The sequence below is a fragment of the Parasphingorhabdus sp. W113 genome (assembly GCF_055693205.1).
Window position 1 is genome coordinate 572,005 of the sequence record NZ_CM146328.1, and the last position, 13,577, is coordinate 585,581.

The 13,577-nt window shown below is 58.1% G+C and carries 9 protein-coding genes; 5 read left to right on the forward strand and 4 right to left on the reverse strand.

The annotated features are described in order from the left end of the window. The first annotated feature begins 48 nt into the window (after positions 1–48). Together ACZ1GS_RS02695 and dinB are read left to right on the forward strand one after the other, a co-directional pair. Entirely contained in the window at positions 49–1,635 is a 1,587-nt protein-coding gene (locus ACZ1GS_RS02695; protein ID WP_472696954.1) for a pentapeptide repeat-containing protein, read from the forward strand. Next, a complete protein-coding gene (gene dinB, locus ACZ1GS_RS02700; RefSeq protein ID WP_472696955.1) occupies positions 1,632–2,750 on the forward strand; it encodes a DNA polymerase IV in 1,119 nt (372 codons plus the stop codon). Before ACZ1GS_RS02695 ends, dinB begins: the two co-directional genes overlap by 4 nt. A 38-nt stretch (positions 2,751–2,788) precedes the next feature. Here dinB and ACZ1GS_RS02705 read toward each other — a convergent pair whose 3' ends face one another. The 4 genes from ACZ1GS_RS02705 to ACZ1GS_RS02720 form a co-directional block, all read right to left on the reverse strand. Further along, a complete protein-coding gene (locus ACZ1GS_RS02705; protein WP_472696956.1) occupies positions 2,789–5,137 on the reverse strand; it encodes a TonB-dependent receptor in 2,349 nt (782 codons plus the stop codon). Positions 5,138–5,313: 176 nt separating this feature from the next. Next, complete coding sequence (locus ACZ1GS_RS02710; protein ID WP_472696957.1) at positions 5,314–6,687, reverse strand: glutamate--cysteine ligase; 1,374 nt, start codon at positions 6,685–6,687, stop codon at positions 5,314–5,316. Between the two features lie 113 nt (positions 6,688–6,800). Beyond that, positions 6,801–7,382 carry a YqaA family protein gene (locus ACZ1GS_RS02715; RefSeq protein WP_472696958.1) on the reverse strand — a complete coding sequence of 194 codons (582 nt, stop codon included), beginning with the start codon at positions 7,380–7,382 and terminating at the stop codon, positions 6,801–6,803. Positions 7,383–7,629: 247 nt separating this feature from the next. Next, positions 7,630–9,201: an alanine/glycine:cation symporter family protein gene (locus ACZ1GS_RS02720; RefSeq protein WP_472696959.1), complete on the reverse strand. Its 1,572-nt coding sequence runs from the start codon at positions 9,199–9,201 to the stop codon at positions 7,630–7,632. Positions 9,202–9,394: 193 nt separating this feature from the next. Between ACZ1GS_RS02720 and ACZ1GS_RS02725 the strand changes: the two genes are divergently transcribed. The 3 genes from ACZ1GS_RS02725 to ACZ1GS_RS02735 all read left to right on the forward strand — a co-directional run bounded on the left by ACZ1GS_RS02725 (position 9,395) and on the right by ACZ1GS_RS02735 (position 13,387). Then, positions 9,395–10,462: a DUF2855 family protein gene (locus ACZ1GS_RS02725; protein WP_472696960.1), complete on the forward strand. Its 1,068-nt coding sequence runs from the start codon at positions 9,395–9,397 to the stop codon at positions 10,460–10,462. An 80-nt stretch (positions 10,463–10,542) separates the two neighbouring features. Continuing rightward, the gene (locus tag ACZ1GS_RS02730; RefSeq protein ID WP_472696961.1) at positions 10,543–12,339 is read left to right on the forward strand and encodes a patatin-like phospholipase family protein; all 1,797 of its coding nucleotides are present in this window, start codon (positions 10,543–10,545) and stop codon (positions 12,337–12,339) included. A 112-nt stretch (positions 12,340–12,451) separates the two neighbouring features. Then, positions 12,452–13,387: a LysR substrate-binding domain-containing protein gene (locus ACZ1GS_RS02735; protein WP_472696962.1), complete on the forward strand. Its 936-nt coding sequence runs from the start codon at positions 12,452–12,454 to the stop codon at positions 13,385–13,387. Positions 13,388–13,577: the final 190 nt, after the last annotated feature.

The following is a 13,577-nucleotide window of genomic DNA, read 5'->3' on the forward strand; positions in this document are numbered from 1 at the left end:
AAATGATATAGCCGGAATGCGGTCACGGCTGGGTAGAGGATGGTTTGGTTGCTGAAATTATTGCGCATTGTTGTTCTTTGGGTTGCGGCTTTAGCGGTTTTGCCCGGCGTTGCGGCAGCACAGCTGCCCACGCCGCCGGTTCCGGGATGCCAATATGCTTATGGCGGGATTTATCCCTATGCTGATGCAGAAATGGCGGCAGACGCGATGCGGACCTATCAGGGGGCAACCCTAAACTCCGTTGAACAGCTGATAGCGCTGGCGCGGCAGGCCGAAGAAAAGACAATCCTCATCGAAGGCGGCGATTTCTCTGGCTGGTCCTTCGCTGGCGAGACAGTGACCAATATCTGTTTTGTGGAAAGCGATCTCAGCGGTTCGGATTGGCGCGGCGCAACCGCCACCGGCCTCGGCTTCATCAAATCCAACCTGTCGGGCGCCAACCTGTCGGACTCAAAAATGCAGGATATCTTGATCCGCAGCAGCGACTTGTCCAATGTTGACGCGCGCAATGCGAACTGGAGCAGCGGAAAACTTGATGGAGGCTGGGACGGGAATGTTGAAAATCTCGTCATTGATGGCGCCAATCTGACCGGTTTCAAATTTGTCTGCGGCATCACCATTTTTGATGGCTGCCCGCTGACCCGCAACGGGATGAGCGCCCGCAAAACGGACTTGTCTTTTGCCGATATCGCAACTTTCGGTTTTTATGATGCCGACATGACAGACGCGATATTGAACCGCACCACGATCAGCCCGCGCCAGCTCACGGCGTTTCAGCATTCCAATAATAGCGGCGCGGTGATTATGTCTGGCAACGGGATCACCATCTTCATTTTGCCGGAGACATGGTCGCTGTTGATGGAATCTGCCCTTGCGGCAACAGCAGGAGACAGCCCGTCCTTTGATTGCGCCAAGGCGCGGACACCTGTTGAGAACGATATTTGCGGAGAATATAACAGCCAGTTGCGGGCCCAGGATCGGGCAATTGCTTCCCTCTATGGCGTCGCTCGCAAGCATGACCGTCGTGTGAAGGCAGCGCAAAAGCTATGGTTGCAGCAGCGTGATGCCTGCGGTGCACAGAAATTTCCTACCGATTGTCTGCGGGAAGCCTACAGCAATCGCAAGGGCGCGCTGCTGGCGCGGCTCGGAGAATTAGCCTGGCTGCCCGTCGGGGAAGAGGCGTTGTTTGTCGAGGAAGTCCTGCCGCTGGGATCGGATTTTACCGAGTCCGCCAGCTATGCGCAGCTCGCACCGGTCCTGGCGGGTGCCGCGCGGGCACAGCTGCTGGTCAAACGCAATCCGGATGGCAGTCTTGACGCAAAGGGCGATGCTGTCGGTGCCAATGCCCATCTATGTACGATGCAGGTCGAGGGCGCACGATTTGATCGCGCGACCGGATGGTACACGGTATCGGTTGTGACCGACGATGGCTCCAAGAATCTGCCCGCTTTTCGCTATTGGAACAATCGGATTGAAATCTATCGCAACGGCAAACCGCGCTTTGATGACAGCGATGACCGGCACATCGATTTTGTCAGCTGTGGTGCCCGGGCAAGCTTTCCCGAGTTGATGCGGATCGGCCTGCAAGAATCCGATATGGCCCATTATCGCGGGCAAATTGCTGCCGACAGATGACCGGCCAGACGGGCATTCGCAAAATCATCCATATCGATATGGATGCCTTTTTCGCGAGCGTCGAGCAGCGCGATCATCCCGAGCTGCGAGGCAAGCCGGTTGCCGTCGGCGGATCGGCCGCGCGCGGTGTGGTGGCGGCTGCCAGCTATGAAGCCCGACAATTTGGCGTGCGTTCGGCCATGCCTTCGGTGACCGCAAAGCGGCGCTGTCCCGATCTGATCTTCGTCAAACACCGGTTCGATGTCTATCGCGAAGTCTCTCAGCAGATCCGGGCGATCTTCCGCACCCATAGCGATCTGGTCGAACCGCTGTCGCTGGACGAAGCTTATATCGACGTGACCCCCGAAAATGGCGGCGACAAAATGGGCATTGGCAATGCCACCCGGATCGCCGAGATGATCCGCGCGGAAATCAAGGCACAGACGCAACTCACGGCAAGCGCCGGGGTGAGCTACAACAAGTTCATTGCCAAGATCGCCTCGGACCAGAACAAGCCGGATGGGATGTGCGTGATCAAGCCGCATCAGGGGGCTGAATTTGTGGCGCAATTGCCGGTGCGGCGGTTTTTCGGTGTCGGGCCAAAGACGGCCGAACGGATGAGCAAGCTGGGTATTGAAACCGGCGCCGATTTGCGTGCCCAGCCGGAAGACTTCCTGCGCCAGCATTTCGGAAAATCCGCCGGCTATCTCTATCGCGCCTCGCGCGGTGTCGATCATCGCGCAGTCAAGCCCAACCGGATTCGCAAGTCGGTCGGCGGCGAACGCACCTATGGCAGCGACCTGGTCACCGAGACGGATCTGCAGGACGCGATGGAAAAAATCATCGATATCGTCTGGAACAGTATCGAGAAATCCGGATCACGAGGACGGACGGTAACGCTCAAGGCCAAATATGCCGACTTTCGTCAGATCACCCGGTCGAAATCGCTCGAGCGGTCGGTGGCCGACAAATCGGAATTTGCCACCCTCGGCCGCGAATTGCTGGCCAGCATCATGCCGGTCGAAAATGGCGTGCGCCTGCTCGGGCTGACGCTTGCCAATCTGGAAGGCGTAGACGGCGCGGAACAGACTGAAGTGGATGCCCAGGACACCGATCAGGCCGCGTTCGAATTCTGAGCAGAGCGAGCCCCCGCTTGCGCGGGCGCTCGATCAGGTCAAAATTTGAAACCGGCTTCCAGACCCCAAATCCGCGGTTCATTGACGAAGCCAGTCAGGTTGTTGAAGTCAATCCCGCCAACCGCCGACTGATCGTTGGTGATATTGCGGACGAAGCCGGCAAAGTCGAAACGGTCGGTCTTGTAGCCGATCCGCAAGCCGCCTTCGAGCTGGCCACCATCCTGAAATTCAACCGATTCATAGAGGAAGAAGTTGATCTTCGAACGATAGGACCAGTCGGTAAAGGCATAGACTTCACCGTCGCCGACAGGGATGCTGTACTGGGCGGTCCAGTTGGCAATCCAGCGCGGGCTTTGCGGCAGGCTGTTGCCATCAATATTCACGATCGCTGCGGCAAAGGGCGCCGCTGGGGTGACGATCGGATCGAGCAAGGTACACAGCGAAACATCCGGGAACGTATCGACCCGCACCGCGCCACAAGCCGCCGTGGTCAGGCCGTCGTCCTGAATTTCGGTATTGTTGTAGCTCAGCCCTGCGGTCAGGAGCAATTCCGGAATCGGCTTAAATTCCATATCCAGTTCAAAGCCATAGCCGCGGACATTGTCGGCATTAATCAACCGGTTGGCGTTGACGCCGCCGCCGACCGCGGTCAGCTGGGCATTGTCGAGATCATAAAGGAAACCATTGAGATTGATCCGGCCGCGGCCATCGAGAATCGTTGCCTTCACCCCGGCTTCATAAGATTGGATGGTCTCTGAATCGCCAATCGTCACGCCCGATTCCAGCGGGGTTGCGGTTGCTGGCGGGAACAGGATGCGGCCCTGAATGCTCGGCGCGCGATAGCCTTTGGCTACCCGGGCGTAGAGATTGACGTCGTCCGTTGCAGCAAAGTTCACACTGGCATCCCAGGTGACATTGTCATCCTCAACCGAACGCGTAACCGTGCCCAGTGGGTTTTGGAGGAATGTCGGGAACTGGGTATCCTGCGCCCGAACAACGCTATAGTCACGCTCGTCATTATTATAGCGTATGCCACCGGAAAGGCTCAGCTGATCGGTCAGCGCGTAGGTTAGCGCCCCGAAGATGCCGAAAGCTTCGCTTTGCTGTCGTTGGCGAACGAAAATATTGATTCCGCCCGCTGCGTTCAATGGGTCGCCCAGCGTCGAGTAATTCTCACTGTCAATGCGCAGCTTTTCGTCGAAATAGAACGCGCCCACCTGATAGCTCAATGGGCCGTCATCATTGCTTTCGAGACGCACTTCCTGAGTAAACTGGGTCAGGAACGGAACGCTGTCGCGGGTTTCGGCGGTAAACGGAATTACCCCCGGGCCGGTCAGATTGGGCGGCAGGAAACTGGCGCCAAAGCCGCCGTCGACATCGCCAACCGAGGTGGCATCGCCGCCCCACAGGCTGGTCACCGAGATCAGGGAAACCGGGCCAAAGTCATAGCTGTAGCGCGCGGCGATGTTGTAGGTTTCGACATTTTGTTCATTCTGGCCGTCCGTGGCGACTTCATCCCGTTCGAAATCATCGTTGAGGCCGGACTGGCCGCGGGTAAAGACATTGGCGCGGAAGACGCGTGCGGTGCCGTCCAGATCGCGATACTGGCCAGTGATCAGCAATTCCTGCTCATCAGTTGGGGTAAACAATAGTTGTCCACGAATGGCAAATTCGTCATAGCCTTCGAAAGCATTGTTTTCAGGCGCAGTCGGGTTGGTGTTGTCCACCCAGTCGTCCTGCCGTTGATAGAGCGCAGAGACACGGGCAGACAGGACATTGTCGATCAATGGCAGGGTGACAGCGCCTTCGGCATTGATCGCATTGAAGCGACCATAGCTAATGCGGCCATAGCCGTTCACATCATTGCTCGGCTTGACCGAGTCAAATTTGACAATCCCCGCTGGTGTGTTGCGGCCAAACAGCGTGCCCTGCGGTCCACGCAACACCTCTACGCGATCGAGATCAAATATCGGGAAGCCTTTAAGGATCGGGTTTTCAAGAACCACATCATCATAGACCAGGCTGACGGGTTGGGCCGCGTTAAAATCGAAATCGGTATTGCCGAGACCGCGAATGTAGAACCGCGGGAAGGTGCGGCCGAAAGAGGATTCAACCACCAGGCTCGGAACCCGGGCGGACAGCGCGCGAACATCCTGTCCACCCGCGCCAATCGCAGCCAGCTTCGCGTCGCTCAAGGTCGAGATCGATAGTGGCACATCCTGGAGATTTTCTTCGCGGCGCTGCGCGGTCACGACAATCGTGTTCAGTCCCTGTCCGTCATCTGCGCTAGAATCGTCTTGCGCGAGAACCGGTTGTGCCATGCCGCCGGTGAGCAGCGCGCCAGCGAGAGCGAAGCGGGAAACGGGTGATAAGAGCGAACGGTGCATGACGACAATCTCCGGAGCTGTTCGAGACAAGGACTGCAGAAATCCCTTGATTTCCAGTCCTGTCCCTGAACAGACTCGATGCATTGGGTCAAGCTTACACCGGTGCTACCGGCTGCCGATGGATGGAATCCTGACACACTGTTGCAATTGCGTTACAAACGCTCAGGTTCCGTGGTTCAGAAACTCATCTCGTCATAGATATGGCTGACATCGCCATTCCACTCGCCGTGAAACCGCGCGAGCAGCTGGGCAGCCGGTGATTTTCCGGTCGCGACAACTTCGCGCAACGGATCAAGAAACCCGCTTTCATTGTCGCCGCTGGTGTTCAGCCGATTGCGTGCGGACAGACCGGCAGAGGCGATCTCCAGTATTTCACCAGCCAGATCGAGCAATTTGCCGCCATTGGGCAGCGGTGCGTCGAGGCCCGCTTTGGGAATCGCGTTGCGCAACGCTTCGCGCTCTTCCATCGACCAGCCCTTGACCCGATCCCAGGCGGCATCAAGCGCGGTCTGATCATAGAGCAATCCGACCCAAAAGGCGGGCAGGGCGCAAATCCGGTTCCACGGCCCGCCATCGGCGCCACGCATCTCGAGAAAGCTTTTCAGGCGCACTTCGGGAAAGGCCGTGGAAAGATGGTCGTTCCAGTCGGCAAGGGTCGGTTTCTCTCCGGGGAGAACCGAAAGCTCGCCTTTGAGGAAATCACGAAAGCTGAGGCCCGCAGCGTCAATATACTGGCCGTCGCGGAAGACGAAATACATCGGCACATCGAGCATGTAGGCGGCATAGCGCTCATAGCCAAAATCCTCGTCAAACACGAAAGGCAGCATGCCGGTGCGATGGGGATCGGTGTCGGACCAGATATGGCTCCGGAAACTTTCAAACCCATTGGGCTGGTTTTCGGTAAAAGGCGAATTGGCGAACAGCGCGGTGGCAAGCGGTTGCAGCGCCAGGCCGACGCGAAACTTCTGGGCCATGTCGGCTTCGCTGGAATAGTCGAGATTGACCTGAATCGTGCAGGTCCGCAGCATCATGTCGAGACCGAGATTGCCCACGCGCGGCATATGCTCGGTCATGATCTTGTAGCGCCCTTTCGGCATGATCGGGAGCTCGGCCCGGGTCTTGTCCGGCCACATGCCCATGCCGAGAAATCCCTTGCCGGTCTTCTCGCCAATCGCCTTGACCTGTTGCAGGTGGCGTCCGGTTTCGTTGCAGGTCTGGTGCAAATTTTCGAGCGGTGCGCCGGAAAGCTCCAGCTGTCCGGCCGGCTCGAGACTGACCGTACCGTCATCGCCAGCCATCGCGATGACGGTGCCGTTCTCTTCTACCGGCTGCCAGCCAAATTCCTGTAGCGCGAGCAACAGGTCCTTGATTCCGCCGGGTTCGTCATAGCTCGGCGCGTGATGATCCTCGGTGCAATAGACGAACTTTTCATGTTCGGTGCCGATGCGCCACTGCTCTTTGGGTTTCTCACCGCCGACCATCGGTTCGATAAGTTGGCTGATATCCTCGATAATGGGATCGTTGCTTTTTGAAACCTGTCTCGTGCTCATGGGCCTCGTTTAAGCAAGTCTCTTATCTTGCGCTAGAAATTTTTGCTTTGGGCGGAGAAAGTTGTTGGTGTGCGCTCAGGACCATGTCGATCGCGCTCCGGCAACGGCCGCTGTCATATCAGCCATTTTACCGCAGCAAAGCCGCCAACGAACAGTACCCCGCCGACGGTTGTGGCCAGCGCGAAATTCTTGTCGATCCATTCCTTCATCGGGGGACCGAAATAGCGCAGCAGAACCGCCACCAGAAAGAACCGTGCCGACCGAGCAATGATGGCGGCCCCGATCAGAATGTAGATCGGCATGGCGGTGCTGCCTGCAGCGATGGTGATCACCTTGAAGGGCAGCGGCGTGAACCCGGCAAGCAGGACAACGATCCAGCCCTGTTCATTGAAACTCTGGGCGAAAACGTCAAATTTTTCGGCGGCACCGTAAAAATCGAGAATTGCGACCCCGACGGTTTCGAACAGAAAAAAGCCGATCGCATAGCCCAGCAGCGATCCGAGGACCGATGAAACCGTGCAAACAAAGGCGTACCAATAGGCGCGTTCCGGTTTCGCGAGGCACATCGGCGCGAGCAAGACGTCCGGCGGAATCGGGAAAAAACTCGACTCGGTGAAACTGAATCCGGACAGCCATTTTGTGGCATGGGGATGACCGGCTTTGTCGAGCATCCATTCGTACAAGCGTTTGAGCATAACCTATTTGACCTCAAGCGCCGGGCGCGGGCATCCGCCCGCTTGGCTTTCCTCGCATAAGCTCGGGCGCGCAGTCGCGCTTGCCTCGCTTCGCTCGGTAGAAACCCTCCAGACCGGCACCAAACCGACGCGTAGCGGAGGCAAGGCCGACCGGCCGCCGCGCCTTATGGCGCGTAGCCAAGGCGACGGATGTCGCCGCCCGGCGCCTGAGGTCATACAAAGACTCCCGGCGTTTGAGGTGAACATATTAATGCCCCGGTGCACCGGATACTTCTTCTTGCAGCTCTGCGGGTGTGTCGCGGCCGTGATCGGTGCCAGCGGTGCGGTTGCCCTTGGCGAGCGCAAAGACGACGCCGGACAGCGCCAGCAAGGCGACGATATTGGGCAATGTCATCACGGCATTGGAAATATCACCGAGACGCCAGACCAGTTCCAGCGGGGCGAAGGATCCCAGGAAAATCACCAGGCACCAGAGGACGCGCCACGTGAAATGCAACTTCTTCTCGCCGCTCAGTGTCGCGCCGGGCAGCAGGTCATAGAGATAAGTGATCGCCCGTTCGCCATAATAGCTCCACGTCAGCAAGGTTGTGAACACGAACAGGATCAGCGCGACCGACACGATTAGCGTGCCGATCGGAATGCTGAACACTTCGAACGGGAAGGCCGCGGCATAAGCGCCGGAGGTCATTGCAAAGCCGTTCAGATCGGATTGCCAGGCATGCTCGACCACCTGTTTGACGCCATTGGCATCGGTCACGGTAAAGTCGCCAGCCACTGTCAGCATGACCAGAGCGGTCATCGTGCAGATCACAATCGTGTCGATAAACGTGCCCATCATCGCAAAGCGGCCCTGAGCCGCCGGGTCGTTGGTCTGCGCGACCGCGTGGGCGATCGGGGTGGAACCCTGACCCGCTTCGTTGGAAAACAGGCCCCGGGCAACACCGGCGCGAATGGCGATCATGATCATCGCGCCGAGAAATCCGCCGGCGGCAGCGTCATAGCCAAAGGCGCCCGCAAAGATGCGGGAAAAGGTTTCGGGCAGGTAAGGCAAGTTGATCATCAATGCGACAAAGGCCATGACCAGATAGAGGCCCGCCATCCACGGAACGATGGTTTCCGCCACCTTGCCGATCGATTTGATCCCGCCGATAATGACCGCAAACACCGCGATTGCAGCAATCGCGCCGCCAATCCATTCCTCGACACCGAACAGTTCATTGGCGCTGTCGCCAAGGCTGTTGGCCTGAATGCCATTGCCGGTCACCAGCGCCGAGAACAGCGCGCCGAGACAGAAAAGCACCGCCAGCCAGGTCCATTTCGGGCCCAGTCCGATGCTGATATAGGTCATCGGACCGCCGCGATACACGCCATCGGCTGTCTTTTCGCGAAAGCGCACGGCGAGCGAACCTTCGGCAAAAGCCAGCGCCATGCCGAACAGGGCGGTGACCCACATCCAGAAAATGGCGCCGGGTCCGCCCAGCGTGATCGCCGTGGCAACACCGGCCAGATTACCCGTGCCGACCTGTCCGGAAAGCGCCGTCGATAGCGCTGCAAAAGGCGAGATTTCGCCTGCGCCCTTGCCGTCCGACTTTTTGAATAACCCTGCCAGGGCAGGAAAGAGCCGCCGGAGGGGATAGCCGCGCAGCCCTATCATGAAATAGATGCCCGCACCGAGCAGGATGATCACCATCGGTGGGATAGGCTGGCCCGCAATGGCCACAACAGGTTCGCCGTTCCAGGTGCCGCCCCAGATGAAATCCGATACGTTGGTCACTGGCTGGATCGCGGCTTCAAAACCGGAAACTGGCGCTGTACTCACTAAAATTCTCCCCGTTCGCGCTTTCGGCGCTGAAATGCCGACTGTAATATAATTACAATCGCAACAGGATTAGCAGGCCCGATCTTTTTGGCAAATGCTTTTGCCAAACCAACCAGAAAGCCTATGATAAAGCTTGAAAATCAGCATGAACCGATGCGAGTCACGAGAGGAATAACGGCACATGAGCAACCAAATGAGCAGTCTTTGGGTCAACAAGACCGCGCTGGATGACACCAAATGGGAGGCTGCTGCTGCACCCGCTCTGGCGGATGGCGAGATTTTGCTGGCCGTGGAGAAATATGCACTCACCGCCAATAATGTTACCTATGCGGTGGCCGGTGACAGTTTCGGCTATTGGAATTTCTTCCCGACCGGCGACAATGATTGGGGCATTGTTCCGGTCTGGGGATTTGCGCGAGTGGTGCAGTCGAACAATCCGGCCTTTGCCGAGGGCGAACGGGTCTATGGCTATCTGCCAATGGGCAGCCACCTCGTTGCGCAGCCCGGCAATGTGACTGATGCAGGTTTCGTCGACATGGCGCCGCATCGTCAGGCAATGGCGATCATCTATAATCAGTATAATCGGCTTGGCACGGCGGAAGCCGCGGGTGAAGCCGAACGCGCGCTGTTCCAGCCACTGTTCACCACCAGCTTCCTGATCGAGGATTTCATGCGCCAGTCCGACTGGCACGGCGCCGAAGCGGTGCTGCTGACCAGCGCGTCATCAAAAACCGCGCTGGGCTTGGCTTTGGTCGCCAAGAATCTGAGCCCTGAGATCAAGCGGATCGGATTGACTTCGGCGGGCAACAAGACCTTTGTCGAGGAGAGCGGTCTCTATGACGAGGTGCTGACCTATGACGCGCTCGATAGCGCCGATGCCAGCGTGCCGATTGTGTCGGTGGATTTTGCGGGCAACAGCCAGCTGCTCGCCGATATCCACGCCAAGTGGGACGGCAATCTGAAGTTCAGCTCGCTGGTCGGCGCAACCCATGTCGAAGCCCGGGCGGGCACCGGGGAACTCAAGGGCCCCAAGCCGGAACTGTTTTTCGCGCCGACCGCCGCTGAAACCCTGATGAACGAGATTGGGCCGGCCGCCTTTCGAAGCCGGGTGGATGAACAATTTCATGCGTTCGTGACGGCCACCGCCGGTCATCTCTCGGTCGAGAGCCTGTCCGGTCAGGCCGACTTGCAACGCGCCTATGTTGAAATGCTTGGCAACAAGATTGCCCCAAATCGCGGGCTGATCTGTTCGCCGGAATAGCTGGCAATTGCCGAAACTGATTGATTCCTTGGTGAAACTGCCAAATAGTGTCTGCACTGGGGTCGCGCCTGGGGGATAGGATGAACGCAAAACCGGAATCCGGCCCGAATCTGGCCCGCCATGCGCTGTTCGACGGCGTATCGCCCGCTGCGCTTGACGCTCTGGCGGGCAGCTCGACCACAATCATGATCGCAGGTGGGGATCCGCTGGTCCGGCAAGGCGATGATGCTGATGCGCTCTATTTTGTCGAATCCGGACGCTTTCGGGTCGTCGTCAACAAGGTGCACACGGTGGCGCATATCGAAGCTGGCGAAGCGGTTGGCGAACTGGCTTTTTTCGCTGACGGCAAGCGCACCGCCGATGTCGTCGCCACCCGCGACTCCACCGTACTCGAAGTCTCGCGCAGCGCGTTTGATCGTATTGCCAAACAGCATCCCGAGCTGACCCAAGCCATGCTCAAACTGGTTTCCGAGCGGCTCGCGGTGGCCACCGCGCGCACGACGTCCGTCTCCTCCAGCATGCCCCGTGTCATTGCGCTGCTGCCGGCCGGAACCAGCCAGCTGCCTGATGGGTTCCTGTCGCGGCTGGCCGAGGCCATCGAAACCCTGCTCGGATCCGACACCCCGATTATCGCGGCGGATCAGGCAACCAGCGAAGCGGCCGACGCCGCTGCCTATCAAGGCTGGCTCGCAGAACAGGAAGCCAAAGGCGCGTTCGTACTGGTCGACGGCAGCGGCTCGGAGGAATGGAGCCACCAAATCTGTCGCAACGCGGACGCACTGGTCATGGTCGGTCGTCCCGGGCGCAGCGAAGCGGAACCCAATCCGGCGGAACAGAGCGCGATGCGCTGGGTCCGACCGGCGCAACGGACGCTGGTGCTGGCGCGCGAGAAATCGGACAAGGTGATCAGCAAAAGCGCGCAGTGGATTGATCCGCGCAAACCGAAATTGCATCATCATCTGGCGCTCGACAGCGACGCCGATTTCGCGAAGATTGCCCGGTTCCTGACCGGCCGCGCAATCGGCCTCGTGCTTGCGGGTGGCGGCGCGCTGGGTTGCGCCCATCTCGGCGTGGTTCGGGCCTTGAAAACCGCCGATATTCCGATCGACTTTATCGGTGGGGCCAGCGCCGGCGCGGCGATGGGCGGCGCGATCGCCCGCGGCATGTCGGTGGAGGAGACACTCGACCAGATGGAGGCGATGTTCATCGATGCCAAGGCGATGCGGCGTTTGACCCTGCCGCTCTATTCGTTGCTTGATCCGACCGTTTTCGACGCCGAATTGCGCAGCCGCTATGGCACCAAGGATATTGCCGATCAGCCGATCAACTTTTTTGGCGTCTCGACCAATTTGTCGACCAATGGTCTGCATATCCACCGCCGTGGTCCGCTGTGGGAATGCGTGCGGGCATCGGGCTCGCTGCCTACAATTCTGCCGCCTTTTATTGATCGCGATCGCAATATTCTTGTCGATGGCGGCGTGCTCGACAATGTGCCGGTCAAGGTGATGCATGATCTGAAAACCGGTCCAAACATCGTGGTATCGCTCGGCGACCCCGACGAAGTCTGGCGCACCGATGTGGCCTATGATGATATCCGCGGCCGCTGGACTTTGATGAAAGACGTGCTGCTGCGGCGTAAGCGCGAGGCGGAATTCCCATCCATCGTCGAGATCATGTCTCGCTCGATGGTTGTCGCCAGCCGCATGGCCTCGAAGGAAATGCTCGGCGATGACGATATTCTGGTCAATCCGCCGATCATTCCCGACATGCAGATTCTCGACTGGCATCTGGGCCGCGAACTGGCGGAAATGGCGGCCGAATATGTGACCGAGAAGGTCCTCATCAGCAGCGATTTCAAATCCCATCTGCGCGGGTGACCGGGCGGACACGCTCAAATCATGGCTGTAACCGAATGCTCTCGCCGGACGAACAGGGTGCGTACGAAGAATTCGTTTTCGGCGGGTTCAGCTATGATTGAGGGAATGTGTCATGACTTACATGCTAGTGAATCAGCGCGATCTGGAATATTTGACTGCCATTGATGAACAGGGCAGTTTTGTGAGTGCGGCGTTGCAGTGCAACGTGACGCAACCGGCTTTGTCCAATCAGATCCGCAGGATTGAGGAGCGCCTGGGTCTGGTTCTTTTTGACCGGCTGCAAAATGGCGTGCAAATCACGCCAGAGGGCCAGCGCGTGCTCGATTCCGCCCGCCAGGTCCTGTGTGAAATGCGAGACATGGCCGATGTCGTAAGGGCCTGTCAGGACCCGCTTTCGATCCCGGTAAAGCTCGGATTTTTCCCCACCCTGGCGCCTTATGCGGTGCCTTTGCTATGCACGGCCCTGCGCGAGTCTTGCGATGGGATCAATATCATATTCAGCGAGGCCTTTTCCGAAACATTGGTCGAACAGATTCTGAACAAGGATATTGATGCGGCCATGCTGGCGCTGCCGGTCGATGTCGAAGGCATTGATACCGTGCCGCTATTTGTCGAGGACCTGTATCTGGCAACCCCGAAAGACCATGTTCTGGCTGACAAGCTCGCTGTCAGCGAAGCAGAATTGCCGCTCAGCGAACTGATCCTGCTGGACAAGGGGCATTGCCTGCGCGATCAAGCGCTCAATCTTTGTCATGACTCCGGCGTCGGCGCGGATATTCCGGCGGACTTGAGAGCCACCAGCATGGAAACGGTGATCCAATATGTTGCGCATGGATTTGGCTGTACGCTGCTGCCGGCCCTGGCCGCACAACGCTATGCGAAGCATGAACCGGATTGTAGCTTTATCAAGATTGATTCCGACCGCTTCAACCGGACGATTGCCTTTGCACATCGCACGGGTTGTCCGCGCTCTTGCTTGATCCCACCAATTGTCGATGCGGTGAAGCAGAGTTTTCCCGAAGACGTGATCTCGTTTATTGCCGCCTGATTGATCGGCCTGTCCGGGCCGGCAAGGGGGCTAATTCCCGGCGGGGTTCAGCCGCTTTTTGAACCGCAGAATATTACTCGAAAATGCGCTCTTGTCGGGCGCATTTTTCATGTCCGGAATATGTTCTAAACATATGATATATATTATAAATATTGCAATTACATTTGGTAATATCGACCAATTCATATTG